The following is a 25,829-nucleotide window of genomic DNA, read 5'->3' as shown; positions in this document are numbered from 1 at the left end:
GGAGCCGACCCGCTCGACCGGGCGGCCCACATTCTCGATGCGGGACAACCCACACCGCCCCCTCTCCCGCGAGGAGAGAGGGGACGGTGACACGACACGCTCAGATGTCCAGGTTCTGCACGTCGAGCGCGTTGCGCTCGATGAACTCGCGACGGGGCTCCACCGCCTCGCCCATCAGCAGCGAGAAGATTTCGTCGCTCTCCACCGCGTCCTCCACCCGCACCTGGAGCAGCGTGCGCGTGGCCGGGTTCATCGTCGTCTCCCAGAGCTGCTCCGGGTTCATCTCTCCCAGACCCTTGTAGCGCTGCAGGCCCAGGCCCTTCTGCGCGTCCTTGCGGATGGCGGCGTGGACCTCCTGCACGGAGAAGGCCGTCACCTCGCCCCCATCCACCTTCACCTTGTACGGCGCCTTGCCCAGCGCCGCGAAGGCGTCGCGCAGCGCCGCCAGGTCCACGTACTCCGGAGACGACAGGAAGGCGTGGTCGAACACCGTCTCACGCATGGCGCCGTTCACGTCCGTGCGGAACACCAGCTTCTTCGTGTGGTGCTCGGGGTCCTGCACCACCTCGTGCTTCACGCGGCCCAGCACGTCCGGCATGCGCCGCTCGAAGTAGGTGTAGGCGTCCTTCACCGCCGCCTGGATGGCCGCCTCGTCCGCCAGCGTGTCCGCCGTCATCCGCGTGGCCTGCACCAGTGCGTCCACCACTCGCGCGTCACGGCGCTTGGACTGCTTCTCCAGCCGCTCCTCGTACGTAATCACCTTCTCCAGGAGCGCCTTCAGCTCCGCGCCGCCCAGCTCGCCCCCGGGCGTCAGCACCCGCGAGTGCTCGGAGCCCGTGCGCAGGAGGTACTCGTCCAGCGCGCGCTGGTCCTTGACGTACATGTCCTTCTTGTTGCGCGTCACTTTGTAGAGCGGCGGCTGCGCGATGTAGAGGTACCCCTTCTGGAGCAGCTCCGGCATCTGGCGGAAGAAGAACGTGAGCAGCAGCGTGCGGATGTGGCTGCCGTCCACGTCGGCGTCCGTCATCAGGATGATGCGGTGGTAGCGCGCCTTCTCCGGGTCGTAGTCCTCCGCGCCGATGCCCGTGCCCAGGGCCGTAATCAGCGTCACGATTTCGGCGCTCGTCAGCATCTTCTCGAAGCGCGCCTTCTCGACGTTCAGAATCTTGCCGCGCAGCGGGAGGATGGCCTGGTTGCGACGGTCGCGCCCCTGCTTCGCGGAGCCACCTGCGGAGTCACCCTCGACGATGTAGAGCTCGCTCTCGTTCGGGTCGCGGCTCTGACAGTCCGCGAGCTTGCCGGGGAGCCCACCTCCGTCCAGCACGCCCTTGCGGCGCACCGTCTCACGCGCCTTGCGAGCGGCGATGCGGGCGCGGCAGGCGTCGCCAATCTTCGCCACGACCTTCTTGGCGACCATCGGCGTCTCCTCGAGGAAGGTGGCGAGCTGGTCGTTCACCATCTGCTCGACGAGCCCCTTCACCTCGCTGTTGCCCAGCTTCGTCTTCGTCTGGCCCTCGAACTGCGGGTTGGGCAGCTTGACGGAGATGACCGCGGACAGGCCCTCGCGGGCGTCCTCGCCGGTGGGCGTCTCCTTGAGGTCCTTCCACTGGCCACCCTTCTCCGCGTAGCTGTTCAGCGTGCGCGTGAGCGCGGCCTTGAAGCCGGACAGGTGGCTGCCACCCTCGTGGGTGTTGATGTTGTTCGCGAAGGTGTAGATGCGCTCGTCGTAGCCGTCATTCCACTGCATCGCGATTTCGAGCGTGACGCCTTCCTTCTCCGCCTTGAAGCCGATGGGCTTGTCGTGCAGCACCTCCTTGGACTTGTTGAGGTACTCCACGAACGAGGAGATGCCGCCGTCGAACTTGAACTCGTGCTCCTTGTTCGTGCGCAAATCGCGGACGGTGATGTGCAGGCCGGCGTTGAGGAACGCCAGCTCACGGAGGCGCTGGCTGAGCGTCTCGAAGTTGAAGTCCACCGTCTCCATCACCGTGGTGTCCGGCTTGAAGGCGATGTACGTGCCGCGCTTGTCGGTGGTGCCCACCTCCTGCACCGGGCCGGTGGGGATGCCGCGCTCGTAGGAGTGCTCGTAGACCTTGCCTTTGGTCTGGACGCGGACCTTGAACCACTCGGAGAGGAAGTTCACGCAGGTGACGCCCACGCCGTGCAGGCCGCCGGAGACCTTGTAGGCCCCGTTGCCGAACTTGCTGCCGGCGTGCAGCTCCGTGAGGACGATTTCCAGCGTGTCCTTGCCCTTGAACTTCGGGTCCGGGTGCGGACCCACGGGAATGCCGCGGCCGTTGTCCTGCACGCTCAGGGAGCCATCCACGTGGATGACCACCTCGATGTCCGTGCAGTGCCCCGCCAGGGCCTCGTCCACCGAGTTGTCCACGACCTCGTACACGAGCTTGTGGAGCCCGTAGGTCATGGTATCGCCGATGTACATGCCGGGGCGCTTCCGGACCGCTTCGCGGCCCTCGAGCTTGGTGATGCTTTCAGTCCCATACTCCACGGGCGGCGGGGCGACCGCTGCGCCGGTAGCGGGGGTCTTTTCCATGTGAAGCTGTCCTTGGGAAAAGGAGCCTTGAAACAGGCTTGTGCCTACCATTTCGGGCCCCACCGAACAAGGTCGGTGAGGCGTTGCAAGGCTGCGTAAACACTCATGAATTTCGCTCGGCCGCCCCCTCGGACAGCCGACCCCGGAATGCGGGGTTTCAGGCATCGAAACGCGGCGGTGGAAGACGTGCCTCCAGCGCGGCGATCAACTCATCGAAAACAGCCCGGCGGGCGAAGAGATGCCGCGTGACGAGCACCCTTCCCTCTTCCTTGAGGAACAGCCCGAGCACGTTCCCCCTCCGGCCGAGCCGGCGCACGGAATCAATCTGGCCCCAGTGCAAATCGAGCTCGCTCTTCGTGAAGGGGCGGGCCACGCGGACGCCTCGCGCGTCCACGGTGACGCCCCAGCCGGAGCGGGGGCGCAGACGGTGGAAGGCGACGAGGAAGGCGAGCATGAGGCCCGCGGAGACGCCGGCGCGGGCCATGGCCTGGGTGCCCGCGCCAGAGCGGGCGTCGGCCACGGCCCAGGCGGTGAGCACCGCCAGGACACAGGCCCCGAGGAAGAGACCGATGCGGGTGGCGCGAGGGTCGAAGGCGTAGAAGCGCGGGCTGCTCATGGGCGTTCGCGCACCCTACCCGCACCGCGCTTCCGGTGCGCGCTTTTGCGCGGTGGGGTGTTCTACGCTCCACGACGGCCCATGACGAATGCCGAACTGACGACGCGACTTCTCACCCACGTCATCGCCTTCCGACACCTGCAGCGAGAACAGGGGCAACTGAGCCACCTGGGACTGCCGGGCGTGGACGCCTTCTGCCTGCCCACCCTGCCGACGGAATTGCACTTCCAGCAGGCGTACTTCCGGGACGCGGAGGCACTGGCCGCCGCGCTGCCCGCGCTGGAGGAGTTCTTCCGGAGCCAGGGCGCGCCCGCGTGGCGCGTGGTGGTGCCGCCCGGAGCGGAGGCGGGCGGGCGGGTGCTGGGGAGCGCGGGCTACCGGCCCGACGAGCACCTCTCGGACGCCATGGGCCTGGTGCTGGAGGAGGTGCCGGACGTGCCGCCTTCAATGCCCCTGGTGCGGCCCGAGACGCTGGCCGAATTGGTGGCGCTCAACATGGCCGTCTGGGGCGAGTGGAGCGGCACCCTGGAGGTGTGGAAGCACGGGCCTCCGATGCCGGTACACACGCTGCTGGCGTGCGAGGCGGGCCGCCCGCTGGCGTGTGGCTTCGCGCACGACGTGGGGGACACGGCGGGCGTGTTCATGGTGGCCACGGCGCCGGAGGCCCGGGGACGCGGGCTGGCGTCGGAGGTCATGCACGGGCTGCTCGCCGGAGCGCGGGCCCGGGGCATGGTGGCGTCCGTGCTCCAGGCCACGCCGCAGGCGAAGGGCATGTACCAGCGGCTGGGCTACCGCGACTTGGGCGGCTGGGTGAACTGGGTGTACCGGGCGGGCTGAGCGTTCAGCGCAGCGACTCCAGCTCTTCGAGGACGGAGAGCACCTCGCGCGGCTGCCGTGCGGCGAGCAACGGGTCCGCGAGGCCGTGAGCGGCGAGTCGCGCCACGTGCGCGAGGCGGACGAGCCGGGCATTGCTTCGCCCGCCGTCCACCGTGGCCACCACGAGCCGCAGGGGCTGGCCGTCCGGCGTGTCCACCTTGAGCGGCTTCGCCAACGTCACCAGGGCCGCCACGGGGGCCGCGCCCGACAGGACGGCGTGCGGCACGGCCACACCTCCGCCCACGGCGCAGGAGGACTCCTCGTCCCGACGCTTGAATTCGTCCACCAGCGCGCCCGCGTCGGCGCCCGGCAGCGACGCGGACAGACGCCCGGCGATGACGTCCAGCACGTCGTCCCAGCCCGCGCAGGACAGGTGCACGACGATGCGCTCCGGGGCCAGCAGCGGGGCCAGTGGCGGCACCGGTGAGTCACCGCGCTCGGCGCGCACGGGGAACTCCGCGTCCAGGAAGGCACGCACCTTCGCGAGCTGCGCGCCCGACAGCCGCCGCCGAGCGATTTCGAGGAAGAGCGTCCCCGCGCCGGGCACCTCCTCCAGGTAGCCCGCGACGTACGGGCTCACGCGCTGGGCCACGTCCATCAGCAGCGCGGGCGGCACGTCCAGTTCGCGGGCAATGGCGTCCAGTCGCTCGGCCGTGGGTGGCGCGTCGACTCCGTTCTCCACGCGGCTGAGGTACGCGCTCGACACGCCGATGCGCCGGGCCATGTCCCTCAGGGACACGCCCGCGTCCACGCGCAAGAGCCTCAATGTAGCGCCCAGATGCATGACGCGCGCTCTCAGCTCCTCGCGGGCAGTGCAGCCTCCGCGTCGCCCGCTTCCTCGGTGGCGACCTCGGCGACGGTGACGGGCTCCGGGTCCCGGACGACGAGCAGCGAGCCCGGCGCGTCGCGGACGATGCGCTCGCGGTGCAGGCCGAACAGCTTGTCCTCCAGGCCCCACTGCGCGCCCACGCCCACCACGATGAGGTCGTACCCGTTGCGCGCCTCCTCCAGCGCGGCCTCGTCCGGCGCCTCGTGGCGCACCACCTTCAGCCGCACGCCCCCCTCCTCCGAGGGGAAGAGCTCCTCCACCTGCGCCCGCGCGCCGCTGCCGCCCAGGTCCGACGTCACGTGCAGCACCGTCACCTCCGCGCCCGCCTGCCGCATCATCCGCCGCGCCAGCCTCAGCGCCGCCCGGTCATGCCGGCTGCCGATGAACGGCACCAACACGCGCTTCACGTCCGTCAGCCCCCGGTCCACCAGCACCGCCACCGTGCCGCTCGCCGCCTCCATCACCTCGTGCACCGTGCCGCCCAGCACCGTCTGGCTGAACAGCGGCTTGTGCCACCCCAGCAGCACCAGGTCCGCGCGCCGCGCCTGCGCCGTGCGCACGATGTCCGCCGCGGGCTCCGCCGACACGAAGGACAGTGGCCGCACCGCCAGCCCCAGCTTCTCCGCCCGGCCCAGCAGCGGCGCCAGCGCGCTCTCCGACGGAGAGCTCTTCTCCGCCTGCAGCACCAGCGGCGCGCGCTCGGGCGACACCAGGTGCAGCGCGTGCATCTGCGACTTCTCCCCGCCCACCAGCGACCGCGCCACGGACGCCATGCCCGGGCCCGCCTGCCCGTGCGACACGCACATCAGCACGCTGTAGGGTGATGGGCCCGGCTCCGGCGCCGCCTGCGGGAGGTACCGGTCCTTGGCCAGTTCCTCCGTCGGGTAGAACCAGCGCAACAGCGGCGTGGTCATGAACGTCGTCACCAGCGCCATGATGACCATCATCGTGAAGAGCTGCGGCGAGATGACGCCCAGGTCCAGGCCGATGTTGAGCACGATGAGCTCCATCAGCCCGCGCGTGTTCATCAGCACGCCCACCGCGCCCGCCTCGCGCCAGCGCATGCCCGTCAGCCGCGCCGCCACCGCGCTGCCGCCGAACTTGCCCAGGACCGCCAGCAGGATGATGACGCCGCACGTGGCCCACGCCTCCACGCTGTTGAGCAGGCCAATCTGCGTGCGCAGCCCGCTGAAGGCGAAGAAGACGGGCAACAGCAACACCACCGCCACGTCCTCCAGCTTCTCCGCGAGCGCCTCCGCCAGCCCACCCTCCTTGGGGATGACGGCGCCGAAGAGGAACGCGCCGAAGAGCGCGTGGATGCCGATGAGCTCCGTCACCCACGCCGACGCCAGCAGCAGCACCAGCGTGCCCGCCACCACGTTCTGCGTCAGCCCCTCGCGGCTCGCCACCCGGGCGCCCAGCCGCGCGAGGAAGGGCTTCACCACCATCAGCACGAAGCCGATGTAGAGCACGGCGAAGAGCGTGGTCATCGCCGCGTGCGCCAGGTCCGACGCGCGGACGATGGAGACGACGAAGGCCAGGAGGCACCACGCCGTCACGTCATCCACCGCGGCGCAGGCAATGGCCACCGTGCCCACCTTCGACTGGAGCAGCCCGCGCTCGGTGAGGATGCGCGCCAGCACCGGGAAGGCGGTGATGCTCATCGCCACGCCCATGAAGAGCACGAACGAGGAGAACGGCACCGACGGGTCCGACAGGCTCTTGTACAGCCACAGCGCCGCCGCCGCCGCGCCCAGCGCGAAGGGGACGATGATGCTCGTGTGGCTGATGGCCACCGACGAGTGCCCCCGCCCCTTCAACATCCGCGGGTCCAGCTCCAGGCCGATGAGGAACATGAACAGCACCAGGCCTACCTGGCTGAGCATGGTCAGCGCCGGCATTGACGACGCGGGGAACAGCGTCGTCATCAGTCCCGGCGCGACCCAGCCGAGGAGCGACGGGCCCAGAAGGATGCCCGCCACCACCTCGGCAATCACCAGCGGTTGGCCCAGCCAGCGCGCCCCCCGGCCAATGAGCCGCGAGACCCCGATGATGACGATGAGCTGAACCAGGAGCAGTGTCAGCGCGTTGAAGTGCATTCGTCCTCCGGTGGATGGGTGGGTGTTAAGTAACCCCTTACCAATCGACTCACCGCACCGTCAATTCGCGCGGACTGTCCGTGCGGGCTCAGGCCCTCATGTGTTTGCGAACGGCCGCAACGAGCGTGTCCACGTCCACGGGCTTACGCAGGTGGCCACACGCGCCAATCTCCTCGGCCACCTGCCGGGCGTTCGCGGACGCGGAGAAGACGAGCACGGGGATGTCGTGCCACTGGGGCACCTGGCGCATGGCGCGCGCGAAGCCGCCTCCGTCCAGCACCGGCATCATCATGTCCAGCAGCACCAGTCCCGGCAGCACGGGCATGGCGCCCAGCACCTCCAGGGCATGTTTGCCATTGCTGGCCCCCCGCACCTCGTAGCCCGCGTCGCGCAGCACCTCTTCCAGGGCCTCGCGCAAATCCGCGTCGTCGTCCACCACCAGCAACGGCCGGCTCACGCACGCTCCTCCTTCTCCAACGGCAGCTCCAGGGTGAACCGCGCTCCGCCACCCTCCCGTGTCTCCGCCCAGGCGCGGCCTCCGTGGGCCTCCGCGGCCCGCCTCGCCAGGTACAGCCCCAGCCCCAGCCCTCCGTACGAGCGCGAGCTTACCGCGCGCTCGAAGCGCTCGAAGATGCGCTCCAGCTGGTCCTCCGGAATCCCGATGCCCCTGTCGAGCACGCGCACCCGGCCCACCGGCCCCTCCCGCGTCACCTCCACCTCCACCGGCTTGCCCGGACCGAACTTGAGCGCGTTGGACACCAGCGCCGCCACCGCCTGCTCCACCCGCCCGCGGTCCCACCGGCCCCACGGCCCGGGCCGCGCGGACAGGCGCAGCTCACAGCCCACGCTTTCCGCCTCCGCGCCGTAGCGCTCCACCACCGCGCGCACCGCCTCCGTCAAGTCGAAGCGCTCCGGGGACAGGCCTGTCTCTCCGCTGGTGAGCCGGGACACGTCCAGCAGCGACTCCACCAGCGTGCCCAGCCGCCGCACCTGGCGCATGCTGCGCTCCAGCCGCGTCGCCAGCTCGGGCGCGAGGTGGTTCTCCCGGGCGTGGTGCTGCAGCGAGCCGAGCTGCAGGCGCAGCGTGGTGAGCGGCGTGCGCAGCTCGTGCGCGGCCACGGTGAGGAACTCGTCGCGCAGGCGCACCGCGTCCTGCACCTCGCGGAAGAGGCGCGCGTTCTCCAGCACCAGGCCCGCGCGCCGGGCCAGCTCGTTCGCCAGTGACAAATCCTCGCGTCCCAGGCGCCGCGGGCCGTCCATGGCCAGCGACAGCACGCCCAGCACGCCGGAGCGACCTCGCAGGGGCGCGTGGACCGCCGAGCGGAAGCCCAGCTCGCGCAAGAGCTGCCGGTACTCCGAGTCGTGGGAGATGGGACGGGGCCGCGCCAGCGCATCCTCCACCAGCTCCGGCTCGCCGGTGGCCAGCACCCGCGCCGGCCCGAAGTCCATGTCCACCGTGAGCGGAGTGCGCTGGTCCGCCGCCCACATGCGCGCCGCCCGCGACGTGTCCGGGTGCGCCAGCGCCACGAGCCGCAGGCCTTCGGCCCCCTTCTCGTACACGCGCAGCGTGCACCAGTCCGCCACCTTTGGCACCGGCAGCCACACCAGCCGGCGCAGCCGCTCGTCCAGGTCCTCCGGCTCGGAGAGCACCTCGCTGGCGAGCGCCAGCAGCGCCCGGTCCAGCTCCGAGCGCATGCGCTCGCGCCGGGCCCGGGCCTCCACCAGCTCGCGCTCCACCGCGGCGCCCAGCCGCACCAGCCGGTCCTTGGCGAAGTAGTCGCGCGCCCCGGCGCGCATGGCGTCCACCGCCTCGCCCTCGCCGATGCTGCCGGACACGACGATGAAGGGGATGTCCCGCCCCGTCTCCTGGAGCACCTTCAGCGCATCCAGCGCGGTGAAGGCGGGCATGGAGAAGTCGGAGAGGATGACGTCGAAGTCCGCGCCCGCGAGCGCCCGCCGCATCTCCTCCGCCGTCTGCACGCGCAGGGACTCCGGACGAAAGCCGTTGCGCCGGAGCTCCAGGAGCACCAGCGCCTCGTCATCCGGGTTGTCCTCCACCACCAGCAGCCGCAGCGGCCTCATCCCGCCGTCCCGGGAGGAAGCACCAGGGGCGGCTCGTGGTTGAGCACCAGCCAGTACAGGCCCAACTGGCGCGCGGCCTCCACGAACTCCGTGTAGCTCACCGGCTTGCGCACGTAGCTGTTGGCGCCGCCGCCATAGCCGCGCACCAGGTCCGTCTCCTCCACCGACGAGGTGAGGATGACCACCGGCAGCAGCCGGGTGCGCGCCTCCGAGCGGATGCGACGCAGCACCTCGTGGCCGTCGATGCGCGGCAGCTTCAAGTCCAACAGCACCACCACCGGCAGCGGCTGGTTGGCGCGAGCCGCGAAGGCGCCCGTGCCTTGCAGGTAGTCGAGCGCCTCCACGCCGTCCCGCGCCACGTCCACGGGCCGGGTGATGCCCGCGCGCTTGAAGGCGCGAAGCGTCAGGTCCACGTCATCCGGATTGTCCTCCACGAGGAGGATGGGGCGTTCCAGTTCGGTCATGGGTGCGACGCCTCCAGGGTGAAGCGGAAGGTGGCCCCGCCGTCGGGCACGGCGTCCGCGGAGATGTCTCCGCCATGGCGGTGGATGATGCGCTGCACGGTGGCGAGCCCGATACCCGTGCCGGGGAACTCGCTGGGGCGATGCAGCCGCTGGAAGGGGGAGAAGAGCTTGCTCGCGTACGCCATGTCGAAACCCACGCCGTTGTCGCGGACACAGTAATGGGGGTGCCCGTTCCGCGACTCGACGAAAAACTCGATGCGGGCCCCGGAGCGCTGGCTGGTGAACTTCCAGGCATTGCCGAGCAGGTTCTCCAGCACGACGCGCAGCAGCCGGGCGTCCCCATGCGTCTGGAGACCGGGAGCGATGTCGAAGGTCGTGTCGCGCCCGGGCTCGGCGCGCTTCAGGCCGTCCGCCACCTCGCGGGCGAGGGCGCTCAGGTCCACGGGCTCCTGGCGCAGCTCGGCGCGGGTGAGGCGGGAGAGGCGCAGGAGGTCGTCGATGAGCTGTCCCATGCGGGTGGCCGCCGCGCGCAGGCGCTGGAGGTGCTCGTGGCCCTCGGGAGAGATGCGCTCGCCCTCGTCCTCCAGCAGCGCCTGGCTGAAGCCGTCCACCGCGCGCAGGGGGGCGCGCAGGTCGTGGGAGACGGAGTAGCTGAAGGACTCCAGCTCTCGGTTGGCAACGGTGAGCTCCTGGGTGCGCTGGGCCACGCGCTGCTCCAGGCGGGCCTCGCTGGCGCGCAGGGCATCGGCCTGGGCCTGGGCTTTCGCGAGCAGGGATTCGTAGTCGCTCGACAGTGCGACGAGCTGGCGCCGTCCCATCCAGGCCAGCAGCGCCCCGAGCACGAGCAGCCAGGCGGCGCCACCCCAGAGGACCATCCGCGCCTGGCGCTCGGCGAGGGCACCCCGGGCGTTGGCCCGCCCGCGCTCCGTGGCGGCCAGCTCGTCGAGGAGCTGGCGCAGGCTGTCCATGCGGCGCTTGCCCTCTCCCTCGGCGACCGGCTTCAGCCAGTTCCCGCCGTTATTGAAGTTCCGCAGCTCCTCGTCGGCGAAGGACTCCCAGGATGCCTGACGGCGGTGCAGCTCCGAGACGCGGGCCTGCTGGTCCGGAGAGTCCGACACGAGCGACTCCAGCTGGCGGATGGCGTCCGGGAGGCGTTCACCCGCGACGTGGTAGGGCTCGAGGAAGCGGGAGTTGCCGGTGAGGAGGAAGCCGCGGAGGCCCGTCTCGCGGTCGATGAGGAGCTGGCGCACCTGGACGGCCTGGGCGAGCACCGCGTCGGAGCGGTCCGCGGACTCGTCCGCGTGGAGGAGCTGGCGGACCTCCCAGAAGAGGAGCACCGCGAGCATTGCCCCCAGCACCGTGGGCAGCGCCACGGAGCGCAGCAACAGGTGACGGAAACGGTTCGGGTCGAGGTAGGCCACGACGGACGTTGGAAGCGGGCAGGTGGGCTCACTCCCAACATGCGCACGTGTCCGGCGTGGATGAGGCGGGGACGGTGGATGTGGCGCGGAGGCGGGACGGGGCTCGGTGCCCGTGTCGTGGGGCAGGCGGGCGGGCTCGGGGGGCCCGGTCAGACTTCGGTGAACTTCACGCCCGTGACCCTGGCGCGTTCCAGCGCGTTCTTGATGTCCTCGTGGACGATGAGGGCGATGTCCCAGCCCCGGGTGCGAAACACCTTGGCATCCCCCACTTTGGACGGGTCGATGCGCATGCCCGATACCGACCGGTAATCACCCACCCTCTCGGGTTGCCCGTGCTCCGGCGTCCAATAGCGCACCTCTCTGGAGGCCTTGTCATCGATGCAGCGGATGAGCTTCGTGGCCACGAGGAGGAGGTACTGGTCCGGTTGCCCCTGGATATCGACAGGAACGAGCTGCACGTCGTCTGGGGCCAGCTCCGCGAAAATGGTGGCCACCCTGACGTGGACAATCGGCGTCACGCCGATGCCCGCGGTGCAGAAGTCCAGGCGCCGCCCTGGCGCATCTACGGGTATCGTCAGACGACCCCGGACATGAATGGCCTGCCCGGCCCTGAACATCCACGGGTCTTCAACCTCCTGGCCCTTTTCATCCAGCGGGTCTCCCAAATCCCAGTTTCCGGACTGCATGTTCTCGGCAAGATCGAAGAATCGTCTCGGCATGATGCGCCCCTATCGCTACTTGCCTTGCGTTAGAAGTTTGTTGATCTCTGTCCCCTGTGTGATGGCCTCCTCGGCCAGTTCCCTGAGCGCATCAATCAGCGCTTTGCGGCATGCGTGTACTGTGCGGCATGACCTTGTCGCGTCGTTCAGCCGCCTGAAAACCAGCTCATGGTACTCCCGAGGATGAGGCCCCTTGTGGCCTGGAACATCCACGATGTTCTCGGGGTCCTCCAACTCCATGCCGGCCCTTCTGAAGATTCGTCTGAACTCCGGAGTCCATGGCCCGCCACGTGCGGCGGAGACGCTGTTCTTGTTCGTGGCGAGGTGATGGGACTGGCTCTTCCCGCCACTGACTCCCTGCTCCGCCATGGCCAGCGCGTTGGGCGCCAGCGCAATCGTGAAGCCCTCCGCCGTCATCGCCACGGACCGCACTCCGCCCACCGCGACGTACCGGACGCCTGCCTGTGACTCCACCGCGAGCGCCGCCTGCGCCGAGCCGGGCAGTCCCGATGCCTTCGCCGCCAGCCCCGCCGTGTTGCCGATGGCCGCCGTCGCCAGCATCACGAAGATGCGCGCCGCGTTCTCTCCGAGAACTTCGCCGTACGCCTCGCCCGCGTCACTGAGCTGCGCGAAGGAGGTGGCCCGGTCCACCTCGCGCACCAGCGTCAGCCACCCGTCGATGAGGCTCCACACCGTGTCCACGCCCAGGTAGGCGATGGCCAGTGCCGTCAACGTCGCGGCGACGCCCTTACTCAGCGGCTCGGGCATTGCCCACAACAGCAGGTACATCGTGACTGAGGCGGTGAGCGTGGCCCGGATGGCATTGGGGTCCGCCATGTCCTCCAGCGCCTCGACAGTCTCGTCCCACACCGAATCCATCGCGATGGCCATGGCCAGCGTGTACTTGCCATCGCTGGCCAGCAGCGGGCCTTCGTCCAGCAGGCGCAGGCAGTCACCGGGCTGATTCTTGCGCTGGCACCACTGGCCGTAGGCACGCGTCAGCGCATCATCCACGTAGGACTCCAGCAGGTGCGGACCGTCTTCGTCCTCGGCCCCCTGAGGAAGAAGCCGCCGCGTGCGGAGCTCGTACTGGTACACGCCTCCACGGGATGGGACACCAAAGAGCTCGCGCGTTTCCCGCAGCGGATGGCGGAAGGGCCTCACATCCCGAGCCAGTTGCGCGACAGATTCCTCGAACTCGTCATCGTCGAGCTCGATGGCCTCCAGCCGGACCCCGTCCTCCTCGTGCGGAGTGATGACGATGGAGCGAGACCCAGTGTCCAGGCGCACCACGCGCGACGTGGCGCACCCGGTACCCAATGACAACAACAGCAGCGCCGCGAGCCAGTGCGGACGCATGTGCCCCTCGATGAGAAGAGGCCCCGCATGCAGCCGGCTGCCGGAGTGGCCATTCAAACCACTCACCTGTCGTGGCACATCCGCGTGGCGATGACGGACCACCCGCGAGCACGCATCGCCCCGGTGCGCCGCTCCTCATCTGTGCATCGGCTCCCCCCGGCGGCCGACATCGGACACGGCCACGCATCCCCATCGCCACCTCGTTCGAGCCACGAGGCGGCGACGGCGAGGAGAGCGAGAAGCTACTGCTCGGTGGCCTGGGGAATCGGAGACGTCTCGACGACCAGGTTCGAATTGACAGCCAGGGTTCCGCCCATCTGCAGGGTGACGAACTCCGTCCGTCTCCACCAGCCGTTCGCGGGGTCGTACGTACTTCCCTTGAGGTCCACGTCATACCAGCGCTCGGCCGTGGTCCTGTACGTCGTGTTCGGAGGCAACTGACCCAGCTGCACAAAGAGCGTCGCCTGGGCGATGCTGTAGGGGGGCACGTTGAACACCTGCGAGACCGTGAGCGCCGTGGTCTGCGTCTTGGTCAGCGTCGAGGTCTCTGTGCGCGAGTAGGTGAAGCTGACCTTGAGCGTCCACTCCTGGGTGACGGAATTCTCACCGAGCCCCGCCTTGGCCGAGACCGAATAGCCCAACTCCATGCCCGCGGTGTACTGGTTGGTGATCGTCACCGTGGTCGTCTGTTCGTTCGTGTTGGTGAGCGTGATGGTTTGCGTCTGCACCTCGGGACTGTTGTTCGTCGCAGTCTGATGTGTCGACAGGCTCTTCCCGCCGCTGTTCGGGACCGTGACGATCACCGGGGCGACGATCTCCTGCTTCGGGATGAGGTTGTTCCACGAGAAGCTGGAGAGGGCGTCGTTGAAGCTCACCTCCTTGAAATTGGCCAACTGCGAGAAGCTGCCCCAGGCCTTGATGTTCTCGTAGCTCACCCCCGTGCCGTCGCTGTTGGCGAACAACGAGACCGTCTGTGCGTCATACAGCGACGGCCAGCGCGCGGAGCTCGCACGGTCATGGATGTACCAGCCCGACAGCGAGTGGACCGTCCTCGCGTTCCACTCCGAGAGGAACAGGACCGTGCGGTTCCCCTTGAAGTCGGCATCCTGGTAGAGCTCGACACCGCCGAGGCTCAGGTCGGGCGTGTGCCAGTACCAGGCCGAAATGCAATCATTCATGTTGACCTGCGAGAGCGCCACGGCCTCGGTCCGGCCAGTTCCCACGAGGTCGACCACCCTGCCGCAGTCCTTGAGGTTGAAGACGTTGCCGTCGGCCGGGGCGACAAAGTTGTCCATCATGGTGACGACGGTTCCCAGCGGGAGATTGAACGCAATCCAGGTCGACTTGTCCTGCATGTTCGTCCCGGAGATGGATTGGCGTTTGTCCTTGGTGTAATCATTGACGTTGAACGAGTAGGACGAACTCGACCAGCTGGCGTCCTGGTAGAGCCTCACGGTATTGGACGGCAGACTGGGGGGCGCGGTCGGCGGAGCGGGAAGCGGCGTAATCGCTGGCATATGGGTGTTCCCTTGGGGGTGTGAGGCGATACGAGAGAGAACACACCACTCACAGTTCGCTCAATTGCCCGTCGGTACGGTTGAGCCCAAGAGGCACTACCCGCAACCCAGAAACAGAAGTATCTGCACTACAAATTTACATGACACGCCGGGTCCCGTGTCACGAAAAGGTGATGTTGCTCAGGACGACAGGGTTCCGGGTGTCCGCTTCCCAGAACGTCAGCGTGAAGGGGCCCTTCGCGACCTCTGGCGTGTGCCCTGCCTCCACCAGCACCTCACTCGAGATGCTCACCGGGCATCGCCCTTCGAGCGGACTTCCGAGCCACGGGGCCAGGCACAGCCCCGTGGCTCGCACTGGGTGATTCAGGCCTCGTTGGTGAGGGCAACCTCGAACTGGTCCGTGGCTTCGAGCCCATCCTGGATGGCGCGCAGCACCCGCTCCGGAGTGTCATCGAGCCTGACGTAGCCCTCGAGCTCGTAGCGCTTCGTCTCCGGATTCACGACCAGGGCCCCGTTCTCGCCGCGGCGAAGCAGGGGGAACCCCCGCCCCTGGACGAACAACTGGTTGGCCAACATGCCGCTGAGGAGCTCGTGGGTCTCCGACTCCTTGCACTCGACCAGGATTCGCCCGTGCTCGAAGGTGATCTTCGCGGTCTCGCCCCTCGGATAGTACGGACTGGCTTTGGGAGTCGCTTTGATGACAAGGCTCATGTTCTTGCTCTTGGGTGACGAGACTACCTGGGGGGCAACGACGTCAGCTTCTCGCCGTACAAAATCTCGATGAGCTGCTCATGCGCAAGCAGCCCCTCCCGAACCCGCTCGCGGCTGGCTGCCGGAACACTGCCAGACGGAATGCCCCGGTCCAGTGACTCCAGGGGAACGACCTGGACATCGTGATTGCTCCCGAGCGTGCGTTCCAGTCGCGCCTGAACCTCCGCGACCTTGTCGGCCGGGACGAAGACCCTCTTCAGGTTCTCGAGGTCCGCCTTCTGGTGAACCTTGACCTCGCCCGGAAGGTTGCTGACGCGCTCGGAAGGAACCCTGGCTCCATCGAACTCGAACAGGACCGGATACGGACGCTCGTCGTCCGGCATCCTCGTGCGGCGGGTCTGCTCTGCCACGAGCTGACGAAGCCGTGTTTGCGCCTTCTTTTCCGTGACCAGTGGGTGTCCCGTGGGCTCCTCGGGCCACTTGCGCGAGAGCAGGTCTTTGTACTTGGAAATCTCGTTGGTCAGGTCCGTGTCGCTCAGCCTGGAGGGGTTGTAACGACTGGAGAGTTGATACAGATCCGAGTACGCGTGAGCTGTCCCCAGCCCATCCGGACCCTGGCCCATTGAGATGAAAGGCTTTTCACTATCGATGCCACTGTACTGGGGGCCCTCGCCAGACTTTCGCGGAATGCCCTCTGCCTCCAGTCGAGTCGCGGGCAGGAGGCCGCCAGCCTCCTCAATCCCATCCAGCGCAGGGGAGAACGATGAGTGATAGAGCTGCCCGGTCGCATCCGGGTTGAAATCCCCCTCCTCGAGCGCCCTGACGCCATCATTGATGATTTCTTCTCTCGTCTTCGGCCGGGTGATTCCATCCGGCCGGGTGGCCCCCGCCGGAAGGGGGATGCCATCCGGGCGCGTGTCCCCCGGCTCGGAGACTCCCTCCGGCCGGCTCTTGGGAGGCTTCCCCGCACCGCCCTCACCGGCGGCAGTCTTTGGAGGCCGAGGCGCGTTCTTCGCCCCTTCCTCCACCTTGGTGCCGACCTTCGTCCACTTCGACACGTCGTCGGCGTGCTTCACCACGGTGGACACCGTCTTGGCCGTGCGCGCCGTCTTGGACAGGATGTTGAGGCCCGAGGCGCCAGGAGCAGGAACCCCGACGGTCTCACCGATGAAGGCCCCCAGGGCGTGCTCGGGGTCTTCCTTCGCCTTCTTCCACGCCTCGCTGTTCTTCACCGCGTCCACGGAGTTGGAGAAGGCCTTCCCGGGGTCATCGACATACGCCAGCGTCCCCGACTTCAGCTTCGTCCCGAACTGCTTCACGTGGTCCTTGAACTGATTCTGGGTGTCTGTGTTGAAGGTGACCTGCTGCACACCGCCCAGCAGGTCCAGCGTCCCCGTCACGGACTTCAGCACGCCCGTCTCCAGGCCCACCTGGAAGTGAGCTCCCCGCCGTGCAGCCTCGGTCGCGCCGCTCGCGCCCCGGGTGATGAGCTTCCCGGCCGTCGACTGCCCGACGGAGGTCTCTGAAAACTTGTCGATTCCCCGCTGGGCCACGCTCGCCGCGGAATCGACGGCCTTGAGCTTGAGCTTGTCCAGCTTGTCCACGCCCTGCCCCAGATGCTGGGCCCCCGCGCTCAGGAACCGCCCCGGGTCGCTCAGGTACTCGCCGGGGAGCTTCGCCAGCTTCTTCGGGTCCCGCTCCTTGATGGCCTGGGCCGTCTTCTGGACGTCCTCCTTCACGATGCGGGTGTAGCGGTTGTTCAGAACGGGGGACTTCTTGACCTTGGACCAGAGGGACATGGCGCTCACCTGCTCGCACAAGTGGGGGGATGTGCCCACATTGTCGGAGGCTTCACGCAGGAGTTTCCGGGATGACAGAAAGAGGGCCTGCCCCATGGCCGCCGCCAGGGAAAAGCCCGAGCAGAATCAATGCCTTATGCCATCCGACAAAAACGCACCCCTGGGGGATTCCTGACTCACCAGAGGTACGAAAATACCGGGGAAATTCCTACCCGAGACTCCAGTGTGGGCGCCGACTCCGGCATCACCGTGCCGCCGGCTGCGTGGCCGCGAGCGTCCCGCGGGCCGAGCCAATCTCCTTGCCGCCCGAGTACCGCTCCCGAGGAGGTGAACCACCGCGAAGCCAATCCCGACGAGCCCCCAAGGCCGCCAGGGCACTCCGGCCTCGCGTCAGGGAAAGATGATGCTGCTGAGGATGACTGGGTTCCGGGCGCCCTCTTCCCAGAGCGTCAACGTAGAGGGGCCTTGCTCCACGCCCCGGCGCTCCAGCGTCTGGAGGTACTCGTACCGGGTTGCTCCACGTTGAAGAGCAGGTGGCGGCGCCTCGGTGTGAAAGGTGGGGGTGCGTCCCGAGCGGTGGTCGGCCGCGGCGCGGGAGCGGGCGTGTGCATGGAGCCTCCATCAGCGGAGTACTCCACGAGTTCAGCTGCCACCAACCCTTTCCGGAAACCCGACGCTGGACGCGAACCGAGCCGCGGCTCGCGCTCAGCCTCTCACGACCAGGACATCTCGTACTCGCTGTCCAGCAGCGCCACCTGCCGCCCGTACACACGGACATTCTGCGCGCCGATGGACTCCAGCACGCCCAGGAGCACGCCCTCGTGGTACGCGGCGGGCATGAAGTCGCGCTTCATGATGAAGCGCGCGCTCTTCTCCCCGGTCCACAGCGGGTAGCGCTCGCCGTAGCTCACCGCCACGCGGTACCCGTCACCCAGCGACTGCAGAAGCTTCCGCGGGCTGCCATTCGCCATCTGCATCAAGTCCCGGCCGAACGTGGAGGCCAGGAAGTCCACCGTGGCCTGCATGCCGATGCGCCGCAGCACCCCCTCGAAGCCGTCCAGCTGGGGCGCCAGCAGCCGCGCCGCCGTGGTCGTCATCCGCAGGTAGCGGCTGATGGGGTACATATGGTCGGGGTTGATTTCCCACAGGCCCGCCACGCCCTTGCAACGGGCCACGGCGCCCTCTCCGCCCAGGAAACCCACCACGTCCAGGGTGCCCTGGAAGAACATCCCTCGCGCCGTGTCTTCTTCGCTCGCGGCCAGGCGTCGCAGCTCCAGCTCCCAGGCCGCTCCACTCGCGCTCGCTTCCGTGCCCACGTGCATGGTCTCTCCCCCGAGGGGCCCTTCCGGGTCTGTCTCGGAAACACTCCACCGGTGAATCTGGCAGGTACTTCCGGGATGACCCGATTCCCCCCACTTCCGGGATGGCAACCTTCTCATATTTTTATGCTGTTGTCGAATCAAAATTCCGCGCTCCTGGAATCCTGGGACGTCATGGCTCCTTGAGGAAGGAGCCACCGGCCAGGTCTGGCCATGCACGGAATCTTCCAGGGCGTCGGGAAGGCCCGAGGGGCGCGGCCTCAGCCCGAGACGAGGGAGGCCTGGGCGGCGGCGACGGCGGCGCCGGGCTCGGAGCGGTGGCCAGCGGCGAGCAGCGCCCGCTCCACCGCGCCCACCGCGGCGAGCACGTCCGCGGGGCCCACCCGGTTCATGTGGCCCACGCGGAAGTAGCGCGCCTTGAGCTCCGGGTGCAGGCCGCCGGCGATGACGATGCCCTGCCCCTTCACCCGGCCCACCAGCGCCGCGTCCACACCCTCCGGGTAGTAGACGGCGCTGAGGGTGTTGGCCGTCACGGCCTCGGAGGTGGGCAGCATGCGCAGGCCCATGGCCTTCCACCCCGCGCGGAAGGCGCGCGCCATGCGCTGGTGCCGGGCGAAGCGCGCCTCCATGCCCTCGGCGAGAATCTGCCCGAGGCTCACGTCCAGCGCGTTGACGAGGTTGACGGGCGGCGTGGCGAAGTAGGCCGGCTTGCCCGCCTCGTACGCCTCCATGATGGGCAGCCACTCCGCCCAGTCCGAGTACACGCTGGCCACCGGGGCCTTGCGCTTGCGCCAGGCCTCCATGGCACGCGGGCTCACCGTCAGCAGCGCCAGCCCCGGCGGCACGCCCACCGCCTTCTGGCTCGCGGTGAGGTACACGTCCGCGCCCCACGCGTCCTGGTGGAAGGCCTCGCCGGCCGTCGCGCACACACCGTCCACCACCGACAGCACGCCGTGCTTGCGCGCGGTGCGCACCAGCGCCTCCACGGGCACCAGCACTCCGGTGGAGGTGTCCACGTGCGTCACCGTCACGAGCTTGAAGCCGCCGCGTGACAGGTGGGTGTCCACCTCGTCGGCGGAGGGGGCCTCGCCCGGGGCGGCGCGCACGTGCGTCACCCGGGCGCCGTGGCGCTCCAGGATTTTCGCCATCCTGTCACTGAAGTATCCCGTGTTCACCACCAGCGCGGCGTCACCCGGCTCCACCAGGTTGGCCACCGCCAGCTCCATGGCCAGCGTGCCGGAGCCGGCCACGACGAAGGGCTGGGCGGTGGGGGCGAGGCACACCTCGCGCAGCCGCTTCAGCGCCCGGCCGAAGATGGAGATGAAGGCCGGGTCCGTGTGGCCGAGCGTGGGCGCGCCCAGCGCCTGGAGTACCTCCGGCTCGAACTCCACCGGTCCCGGAATCATCAGCAGGTCTCTCACGGTTGCCGCTCCTCGCGCGCCCGGATGCCCCACGGGCAGAGGTGCCCGCGGCCCTGTTCGTCGGGCGCGGCCCTGAATCTGTCCAGCAACCGGGCCGCTGTCCACGGCCATGTGGGACAGGTGTGGCGGGAGCGACGCGAGGCCCCGCTTCGCTCCGCTCAGTCGCGGTCGCGCCGCTCGCCCGTGAACGACACCGCGCAGTTGCCGCGTGCCGCCATCCGCCCCAATTCCGGTGCCAGCTCCGCCGAGGGAAACCAGCCCGGGCCCGCCAGGGGCGACGTCAGCAAGCCGCGAGCCGTCTGCTCGAGGTCCTCCGGCGTGCCCCAGGTGATGGCCCCCATGTCCTCGTGGAGTCCGTCGGTGAGAAGGGCGGAGACGTGGTCCTCGGACGCATCGGAGATGAGCGTCCGGGGCAGCGGGTATGGCCCCACGTCCTCCGGCGTTGCCGAGTAGCTCAGGAGGATGTGGCCCCCACAGCTCTCCGCCCCCGGGAGCAGGGCCGTCTGCAGGCAGAGCCCGAAGAGCTCGTGGAGATACCCTTCCCCAGCGCGCTCCCGGGCCGTTTGGACGAGCGCCCCCGGAGCGGGAGGCTCGCGAACGAGCCGGTGCAGTTCCTCACGCTCCAGCCGAATCATCTCCGGGGCCGCTCCCAGTTCCTGGAGCTCGCGGACCCGCCGCAGGCCGAGCTTGAGCGTCTGGTAGCGGTGCGTGCGCACCCAACCATCCCGCACCTCCAGCCACGCCGCGCGCGCGTCGCCGTCGTCGCGCAACACGGCCTCGAGCTCGGACGCGAGCACATGCCTCCGCACCGCGTCGAGCGCGACGTCGAAGCCGGGGCGTTCGCGAGCGAGGAAGTCGATGAGCGGCGTCACGTCTTCCGTGCTTCCGTAGGCGCGGACGGCTCCGATCAGCGCCGCGAGCCGCCGCGGATCCGCCTCATAGATGAAGTGATGGACCTCGTACGGCTCTTCGTACGGCCAGAGCCCGTACACCTGGCCCCGCCATGTGAGGAGCGTGCTCGCGACAGTCATGGAGCCGGAGCCGCCTGAATCACAGCCGCACCAGCAGCTCGCGGAGGATGGCGAAGCCCTGGCGGAAGTCCTCCAGCCGGGCCTGCTCGTTGGGCGCGTGGTAGTACGCCATGTCCCCGAAGCCGGTGATTTGCACGTCGCAGCCCTGGCGCTGCAAGTCGCGCACGAGCGGCAACGAGCCGGTGAGGGAGAACGGCGTCGGCGCCACGCCACGCACGTGCTGCATCGCCTCCTTCAGCGCCTGCAGTCCGGGCGAGTCCAGCTTGCAGGCGATGCCCTCCGTGCCCGCGCCCATGAAGCGGAACGCCAGCGAGCCGCGCTTGCCCGCCTCGGTGCGCGTGCGTGGGAAGCCGGCGGGCACGTCGTCGCTCTGGATGCGCGCGTCCAGCTCGCGCACGAAGTCCTGCACCGACTGCATCACCGCCTTCAAGTCGTAGAAGGGCGTCACGCGGATGTCGCCGCGCAGGGTGATGTCCGAGGGAATCTTCGTCTCCTTCGCGTTGTGGCCCTCCACCACGGTGGCCTTGAGACTGGACGAAGAGAGGAAGCCCCACTCCTTCTCTTTCGCGGTGGCCGGGAAGCACGCGTGGAAGAAGCGGGCCAGCTCCAGCGACGTGGCCATGGCCAGCTCCAGCGCATTGACGCAGTTCTGCGGCATGCCCGAGTGCCCGCCCACGCCCGTCACCTTCAGCTCCCAGATGTTGTTGCCGCCGGTGCCCAGCGAGGGGCCGAAGTTGGCGCTGTCCAACCAGTACACCGGCTGCCCGATGAGGTCCTTCAGCCGGCCCTGCTGCGCGACGTACGGCATGCCCAGGCCGGGAATGTCCACGGACTCCTCATTGGAGATGAACACCACCTTCAGCGTGCGACGCGGGCGCAGGTTGCGCTCGGCGAGCTGCGCGAGCAGGTCCGTGATGACGGCGACATGGCCGAGGCAGTCGGTGACGCCGCGCCCGTAGAGGAGGCCGCCGGGCCCCTCCCACAGCGCGAAGGGGTTGCGCTCCCAGCCCTCGCCCTTCTCGTCCGCGGGCACGACGTCGAAGTGCGAGCCCACGAAGCCGAGCGCGCCGTCACCCGTGCCCTTCACGGTGAGCACCAGGCTGGGCCGCGACTCGTTGCCGGGGCTCGCGAGCGACTCGGCATGGATGAAGCCGCTCTGGATGTGCGGCGCGAGCACGTCCAGCACCACCTGCGCGGCGAGCCGCTCCTCGGGGACGAGCCCCGCGGCGGGGTTGTTCTGCAGCTTCGGCGTCAGCGCGATGAGGCGCCGGAGCACATCCAGGAAGCGGGCTTCACGAAGAGCGAGCGATTGCATGGCCGCGGATTGGAGCGCAGCCCTCCGGCGATGTCACCGGAAACGACAACGGAACGTTCGCGTCAGTGCGCGGCGTTGGCCGACCCTGGCGGCTCGAGCTGCTCTACCTTCACCTTCACCGCCGGGTCATCCGCCACGGCCAGGCCCAGCGTCAGGTACGAGAGCTGGTGCGCGCGTCCGCCGGCCGGAGCCTTCACCTCCACCTCCGTCTCCAACTGCCGCATGCGCCCCTCCAGCTCGACGATGGTGCGGGAGAGGTCCGTGCGCGTCGCCTCGTCCTTCGCGGCGGCCAGCCGCTCGTGCGCCTTGAGGAGGTTGCCCTCCACCACGTGCAACTGCTGGCGAGCCCGCGACGCCATGCCCAGGTCCTTGAAAGGGCCCGGCCCGTCCACGCTCAGCTCCAGCCGAGTCACCTGCCGCCCCAGCTCGCCCGAGGGGAACACCGCGGCGTAGGTGCCCACCCGCTCGCCGATGCCGATGCCCTTGGCCTCGTGCGACTCCACCACGAAGTCCACCGCATCCTCGGCCAGCAGCGCCATCTTCACCGCCTCCTGGTACGGCACCGCCGCGAGCACCACCACCACGTCCACCTTGCTCTTCTGGCGCAGCTTGCGCGCCTCGGCCAACGCGACCTCGATGGGGGCACGGCCCTTCAGCGTGGGCTCTCCGGGCACCGGCCCTTCCGGCGACACGCCCACCACGCCCAGCTTCAGGCCGCCAGCCTCCAGCACCGTGGACGCCGCGAAGGGCGCCTTGCCCGCCTTGTCCACCAGGTTGGCGGACAGGAGCTTCATCTTCTTCTTCGGCCCCCGCGTGGCCTTCTGGAGCCACGCCAGTCCCTGGGACAAGTCGCGGTGCCCCACCGCCATGGCCGCGGTGCCCTGCGACTCCATCTGCTCCAGCACCAGCTCCGCGCGCTGCGTCACCAGCGGCTCGTCCTGACGCACCGGCTTGCGGAACAGCGCGTTACCCGAGTCCAGCAACACCACCGGCAGGCCGCGTGCCTTTTCCGCGTCCACCGCCGTCTTGCGCCGCGCGAGCCCGCCCTGTGGCTCCTGCTTGCAGCCGCACGGCGCAATCTCACCCTGATTGTCTCCCGTGATGAGCAACACCGCCTGCCGGGGTGCGGCAAAGGCATTGACGGACAGCAGCAATACAACGCACAGCAGCAGCGGGAGTGGGCGCTTCACGTCATCTCCTCGGAGGGGAGCCCAAGCCTAGACGCTGGCGCGGCACTCGACATCTGGGTTGCGGGACACCCCTAGAAACGAGTCAAACCAGACTTACAGGTAATTGATTATTACCGTTTATTACACGCATATTTTCAATTCCACGCTTCGTGTACAAGCCACGGCTCCCCCGCAACTCTCATGAGGTTGGCCCCGCATGCGTACGTTCTTCGGTAAGGCTGCTGTGACTTTCGGTGCTGTTGCCGCGATGGTTGGCTGCGGCCCGGTGGATGAGTCTGAGATGCAGACCGAGCGCCAGGCGGACGTGCAGGGTGCGGCCCTCCTCGACCGCTGCGGCAACCCCGACTTCGACGCGGAGTCCGTGGCGAAGATCGAGGCGGAGTTCGAGACGCTGAAGGCCCGCCAGGCGCTGAAGGGCGAGGTCCACGCGATGGCGGTGTCCATCCCCGTGTACTTCCACGTCATCCGCAGCTCCACGGGCGGGGGCGGTGTGACGGCGACGCAGATCAACAACCAGATTGCCGTCCTCAACGCCGCCTACGCGTCCGCCGGCTTCAGCTTTACCCTGGCTGGCACGGACTATACGAACAACAGCACGTACTACACCTGCACGGGTGGCACGTGTGAGACGAACATGAAGAACGCCCTGCGCAAGGGCACGGCGACGGCGCTCAACTTCTACACGAACAACATGGGCGGCGGCCTGCTCGGCTGGGCGACCTTCCCCTGGAGCTACTCCAGCAGCCCGAAGATGGACGGCGTCGTGGTGCTCCAGACGTCGCTGCCCGGCGGCACGGCCACCAACTACAACCAGGGCGACACGGGCACCCACGAGGTCGGCCACTGGATGGGCCTGTACCACACGTTCCAGGGCGGCTGCGCCAGCCCCGGCGACAGCGTGAGCGACACGGCGCCCGAGGCCTCCTCGGCCTCCGGCTGCCCCACCGGCCGTGACACCTGCTCCGGTGGCGGCGTGGACCCCATCACCAACTTCATGGACTACAGCTACGACTCCTGCATGAACAACTTCAGCGCGGGCCAGAACACGCGCATGAACAGCATGTGGACCTCGTACCGCGCGGGCAAGTAAGCGCGGCTCGGCGCACGTCGCCGACATGAGAACGGCGGGCCTCCTCTCGGGGGTCCGCCGTTTTCATTTTCACGCGGTGATGATGCTCCGAGCGGGAGGCCGCCTCCCGGGCCGCTGCTCCACCGTGCGCGCGGGCGCGACTGGCGCCATGCTTCCAACGGACACACCGTGCGAAGTGCGAACCATGAGCCAGCCCACCGCCCCCACCCCTCCAAGACGCCCCCGCGTGCTGTTCATCCGAGAGCTCGTGCCCGTGCGCCGGCCGGACACGGCGCCTCGCGAGGCCCAGGTCACCACGCTGATGGTGGGCGAGGAGAAGGACACGGGAAGCGAGCAGCAGTAGCCCCTGGCACGGCGCAAGGCCCCGAGGTACGCACGGACTCCGACCCGTCATGCCGCCCCCGTCCGTATGGCAGGTGCGGCCCGGCGCGACGGCGGGCAACACGTGGGTGGAGGGTGCACAGGCACCATGAAGACTGAGACAGGGACGGTGGTGCTCGTGGGCTCCCGCGAGGACATCCACATCCAGGATGTGGCGAAGCGGCTGGTCGCGGAGGGCGTGGAGGCCGTGGTGGTGGACACGCTGGCCTTCCCGGACGAGACGCGGGTGTCCCTCTCGCAGGACCTGGACGGCATCGTCGTGGACGGGCGCGCCGTGGGCCGGCCCGCCGCCGTGTACCTGCGTGGCCTGCACACCAGCCCCCTGGCCTACCTGGTGGACGCGCAGGAGGCCATGGAAGAGGACTGGCGCACCACGCTCACCGCCTTCCGCGAGAAGGCCACCCTGCTCAACGGACTGGTGGGCCGGTGGGAGCAGCTCGGCGTGGCCATGTACAACCCCGTTGCCAGCGACTGGCTGATGCACAAGCCCGTGCAGCTCGCCGCGCTCAAGGCCGCGGGCCTGCCGGTGCCCCGCACGCTGTGGACGAACGACGCGGAGGCCGTGCGCCGCTTCGCCGCGGGCAACCGCGTGGCCTACAAGCCCGTCAACGGCGGCGCCGCCACGCAGGAGCTGCGGCCCGAGGACCTCACCGACGAGCGGCTCTCCGCGCTGTCCGCCGCGCCCGTCACCTTCCAGGAGCTGCTGCCCGGCGAGGACATCCGCGTGTACGTGCTGGACGGCGAGGTCATCGCCGCCCTGCGCATCGTCACCTCGGCGCTCGACTTCCGGCAGAACGAGGAGCGGGTGGAGGCCATCGAGCTGCCGCCCGAGGTGGCACGCGACTGCGTGAAGGCGTGCGAGGTGCTCGGCCTGCGGTGGACGGGGCTGGACTTGAAGCGCGGCCAGGACGGCGAGCTCAAGTTCCTGGAGCTGAACGGCTCCGCGATGTTCCTCGGCTTCGACGCGCGCGCCGGCACGGACATCGCCGGCCACTTCGCCCGCGCGCTCGCGAAGCACGCGAAGCGGGCTTGAGGC

The 25,829-nt window shown here is 68.8% G+C and carries 23 protein-coding genes; 4 read left to right on the top strand and 19 right to left on the bottom strand.

What is annotated here, in order from left to right; translation table 11 throughout:
* Positions 1-100: 100 nt before the first annotated feature.
* Together gyrB and ACVTJA_RS02200 are read right to left on the bottom strand one after the other, a co-directional pair.
* Positions 101-2,554, bottom strand: coding sequence for a DNA topoisomerase (ATP-hydrolyzing) subunit B (gyrB, locus tag ACVTJA_RS02205; RefSeq protein ID WP_465833369.1), 2,454 nt, complete (start codon positions 2,552-2,554; stop codon positions 101-103).
* Positions 2,555-2,711: 157 nt separating this feature from the next.
* Entirely contained in the window at positions 2,712-3,170 is a 459-nt protein-coding gene (locus ACVTJA_RS02200) for a hypothetical protein (protein ID WP_465833367.1), read from the bottom strand.
* Between the two features lie 81 nt (positions 3,171-3,251).
* Here ACVTJA_RS02200 and ACVTJA_RS02195 point away from each other — a divergent pair, with 81 nt between their 5' ends.
* A complete protein-coding gene (locus tag ACVTJA_RS02195) occupies positions 3,252-4,007 on the top strand; it encodes a GNAT family N-acetyltransferase (RefSeq protein ID WP_465833365.1) in 756 nt (251 codons plus the stop codon).
* A 4-nt stretch (positions 4,008-4,011) separates the two neighbouring features.
* Here the strand turns inward: ACVTJA_RS02195 and ACVTJA_RS02190 are convergent, their stop codons facing one another.
* The 17 genes from ACVTJA_RS02190 to ACVTJA_RS02110 form a co-directional block, all read right to left on the bottom strand.
* Positions 4,012-4,830: a helix-turn-helix domain-containing protein gene (locus ACVTJA_RS02190; RefSeq protein WP_465833363.1), complete on the bottom strand. Its 819-nt coding sequence runs from the start codon at positions 4,828-4,830 to the stop codon at positions 4,012-4,014.
* A gap of 11 nt (positions 4,831-4,841) precedes the next feature.
* Entirely contained in the window at positions 4,842-6,974 is a 2,133-nt protein-coding gene (locus ACVTJA_RS02185) for a cation:proton antiporter domain-containing protein (RefSeq protein ID WP_465833361.1), read from the bottom strand.
* An 88-nt stretch (positions 6,975-7,062) separates the two neighbouring features.
* Entirely contained in the window at positions 7,063-7,431 is a 369-nt protein-coding gene (locus tag ACVTJA_RS02180) for a response regulator (RefSeq protein ID WP_465833359.1), read from the bottom strand.
* Positions 7,428-9,056 (bottom strand): hybrid sensor histidine kinase/response regulator, encoded by a 1,629-nt coding sequence (locus tag ACVTJA_RS02175; protein WP_465833357.1) that lies wholly within the window; start codon positions 9,054-9,056, stop codon positions 7,428-7,430. Before ACVTJA_RS02175 ends, ACVTJA_RS02180 begins: the two co-directional genes overlap by 4 nt.
* Complete coding sequence (locus ACVTJA_RS02170) at positions 9,053-9,520, bottom strand: response regulator (RefSeq protein WP_465833355.1); 468 nt, start codon at positions 9,518-9,520, stop codon at positions 9,053-9,055. The genes ACVTJA_RS02175 and ACVTJA_RS02170 overlap by 4 nt, the downstream gene beginning before the upstream one ends.
* Entirely contained in the window at positions 9,517-10,941 is a 1,425-nt protein-coding gene (locus ACVTJA_RS02165) for a sensor histidine kinase (RefSeq protein ID WP_465833354.1), read from the bottom strand. The genes ACVTJA_RS02170 and ACVTJA_RS02165 overlap by 4 nt, the downstream gene beginning before the upstream one ends.
* Positions 10,942-11,090: 149 nt before the next feature.
* Positions 11,091-11,660 (bottom strand): imm11 family protein, encoded by a 570-nt coding sequence (locus ACVTJA_RS02160; protein ID WP_465833352.1) that lies wholly within the window; start codon positions 11,658-11,660, stop codon positions 11,091-11,093.
* Between the two features lie 15 nt (positions 11,661-11,675).
* Complete coding sequence (locus ACVTJA_RS02155) at positions 11,676-13,019, bottom strand: AHH domain-containing protein (RefSeq protein WP_465833350.1); 1,344 nt, start codon at positions 13,017-13,019, stop codon at positions 11,676-11,678.
* Positions 13,020-13,261: 242 nt separating this feature from the next.
* Complete coding sequence (locus tag ACVTJA_RS02150; protein WP_465833348.1) at positions 13,262-14,536, bottom strand: hypothetical protein; 1,275 nt, start codon at positions 14,534-14,536, stop codon at positions 13,262-13,264.
* Between the two features lie 160 nt (positions 14,537-14,696).
* Positions 14,697-14,828: a hypothetical protein gene (locus ACVTJA_RS02145; protein ID WP_465833346.1), complete on the bottom strand. Its 132-nt coding sequence runs from the start codon at positions 14,826-14,828 to the stop codon at positions 14,697-14,699.
* 71 nt (positions 14,829-14,899) lie between these two features.
* Entirely contained in the window at positions 14,900-15,247 is a 348-nt protein-coding gene (locus ACVTJA_RS02140; protein ID WP_465833344.1) for a hypothetical protein, read from the bottom strand.
* Positions 15,248-15,270: 23 nt separating this feature from the next.
* Positions 15,271-17,046, bottom strand: coding sequence for a hypothetical protein (locus ACVTJA_RS02135; protein ID WP_465833342.1), 1,776 nt, complete (start codon positions 17,044-17,046; stop codon positions 15,271-15,273).
* A 713-nt stretch (positions 17,047-17,759) separates the two neighbouring features.
* Positions 17,760-18,368 (bottom strand): TIGR02265 family protein, encoded by a 609-nt coding sequence (locus ACVTJA_RS02130; protein ID WP_465833340.1) that lies wholly within the window; start codon positions 18,366-18,368, stop codon positions 17,760-17,762.
* A gap of 257 nt (positions 18,369-18,625) precedes the next feature.
* Positions 18,626-19,786, bottom strand: a complete 1,161-nt coding sequence (locus tag ACVTJA_RS02125) for a pyridoxal-phosphate-dependent aminotransferase family protein (RefSeq protein WP_465833338.1) — start codon at positions 19,784-19,786, stop codon at positions 18,626-18,628.
* Between the two features lie 158 nt (positions 19,787-19,944).
* The gene (locus tag ACVTJA_RS02120) at positions 19,945-20,817 is read right to left on the bottom strand and encodes a hypothetical protein (protein ID WP_465833336.1); all 873 of its coding nucleotides are present in this window, start codon (positions 20,815-20,817) and stop codon (positions 19,945-19,947) included.
* 19 nt (positions 20,818-20,836) lie between these two features.
* Positions 20,837-22,132, bottom strand: a complete 1,296-nt coding sequence (locus tag ACVTJA_RS02115) for a M20/M25/M40 family metallo-hydrolase (RefSeq protein ID WP_465833334.1) — start codon at positions 22,130-22,132, stop codon at positions 20,837-20,839.
* Between the two features lie 62 nt (positions 22,133-22,194).
* Complete coding sequence (locus ACVTJA_RS02110) at positions 22,195-23,322, bottom strand: bifunctional UDP-sugar hydrolase/5'-nucleotidase (RefSeq protein WP_465833332.1); 1,128 nt, start codon at positions 23,320-23,322, stop codon at positions 22,195-22,197.
* 280 nt (positions 23,323-23,602) lie between these two features.
* Here ACVTJA_RS02110 and ACVTJA_RS02105 point away from each other — a divergent pair, with 280 nt between their 5' ends.
* From ACVTJA_RS02105 to ACVTJA_RS02095, 3 genes are all read left to right on the top strand, one after another.
* Complete coding sequence (locus tag ACVTJA_RS02105) at positions 23,603-24,412, top strand: zinc metalloprotease (protein ID WP_465833331.1); 810 nt, start codon at positions 23,603-23,605, stop codon at positions 24,410-24,412.
* 184 nt (positions 24,413-24,596) lie between these two features.
* Positions 24,597-24,755, top strand: a complete 159-nt coding sequence (locus ACVTJA_RS02100; RefSeq protein ID WP_465833329.1) for a hypothetical protein — start codon at positions 24,597-24,599, stop codon at positions 24,753-24,755.
* Positions 24,756-24,881: 126 nt separating this feature from the next.
* Positions 24,882-25,826, top strand: coding sequence for an ATP-grasp domain-containing protein (locus ACVTJA_RS02095; RefSeq protein ID WP_465833327.1), 945 nt, complete (start codon positions 24,882-24,884; stop codon positions 25,824-25,826).
* Positions 25,827-25,829 lie beyond the last annotated feature (3 nt).

The sequence above is a fragment of the Pyxidicoccus sp. M6 genome, from assembly GCF_055568925.1.
The sequence above is the reverse complement of the archived record's forward strand: the minus strand, read 5'-3'. Positions and strand labels throughout refer to the sequence as shown.

Bases quoted from the DNA above. Each gene is read 5' to 3' on its own strand.
- ACVTJA_RS02100 (WP_465833329.1), top strand. From the start codon at position 24,597: ATGAGCCAGCCCACCGCCCCCACCCCTCCAAGACGCCCCCGCGTGCTG.
- ACVTJA_RS02190 (WP_465833363.1), bottom strand. From the start codon at position 4,830: ATGCATCTGGGCGCTACATTGAGGCTCTTGCGCGTGGACGCGGGCGTG.
- ACVTJA_RS02140 (WP_465833344.1), bottom strand. From the start codon at position 15,247: ATGAGCCTTGTCATCAAAGCGACTCCCAAAGCCAGTCCGTACTATCCG.
- ACVTJA_RS02105 (WP_465833331.1), top strand. From the start codon at position 23,603: ATGCAGACCGAGCGCCAGGCGGACGTGCAGGGTGCGGCCCTCCTCGAC.
- ACVTJA_RS02130 (WP_465833340.1), bottom strand. From the start codon at position 18,368: ATGCACGTGGGCACGGAAGCGAGCGCGAGTGGAGCGGCCTGGGAGCTG.
- gyrB (WP_465833369.1), bottom strand. From the start codon at position 2,554: ATGGAAAAGACCCCCGCTACCGGCGCAGCGGTCGCCCCGCCGCCCGTG.
- ACVTJA_RS02175 (WP_465833357.1), bottom strand. From the start codon at position 9,056: ATGAGGCCGCTGCGGCTGCTGGTGGTGGAGGACAACCCGGATGACGAG.
- ACVTJA_RS02095 (WP_465833327.1), top strand. From the start codon at position 24,882: ATGAAGACTGAGACAGGGACGGTGGTGCTCGTGGGCTCCCGCGAGGAC.
- ACVTJA_RS02200 (WP_465833367.1), bottom strand. From the start codon at position 3,170: ATGAGCAGCCCGCGCTTCTACGCCTTCGACCCTCGCGCCACCCGCATC.
- ACVTJA_RS02160 (WP_465833352.1), bottom strand. From the start codon at position 11,660: ATGCCGAGACGATTCTTCGATCTTGCCGAGAACATGCAGTCCGGAAAC.
- ACVTJA_RS02115 (WP_465833334.1), bottom strand. From the start codon at position 22,132: ATGCAATCGCTCGCTCTTCGTGAAGCCCGCTTCCTGGATGTGCTCCGG.
- ACVTJA_RS02120 (WP_465833336.1), bottom strand. From the start codon at position 20,817: ATGACTGTCGCGAGCACGCTCCTCACATGGCGGGGCCAGGTGTACGGG.
- ACVTJA_RS02135 (WP_465833342.1), bottom strand. From the start codon at position 17,046: ATGTCCCTCTGGTCCAAGGTCAAGAAGTCCCCCGTTCTGAACAACCGC.
- ACVTJA_RS02155 (WP_465833350.1), bottom strand. From the start codon at position 13,019: ATGCGTCCGCACTGGCTCGCGGCGCTGCTGTTGTTGTCATTGGGTACC.
- ACVTJA_RS02195 (WP_465833365.1), top strand. From the start codon at position 3,252: ATGACGAATGCCGAACTGACGACGCGACTTCTCACCCACGTCATCGCC.
- ACVTJA_RS02170 (WP_465833355.1), bottom strand. From the start codon at position 9,520: ATGACCGAACTGGAACGCCCCATCCTCCTCGTGGAGGACAATCCGGAT.
- ACVTJA_RS02185 (WP_465833361.1), bottom strand. From the start codon at position 6,974: ATGCACTTCAACGCGCTGACACTGCTCCTGGTTCAGCTCATCGTCATC.
- ACVTJA_RS02150 (WP_465833348.1), bottom strand. From the start codon at position 14,536: ATGCCAGCGATTACGCCGCTTCCCGCTCCGCCGACCGCGCCCCCCAGT.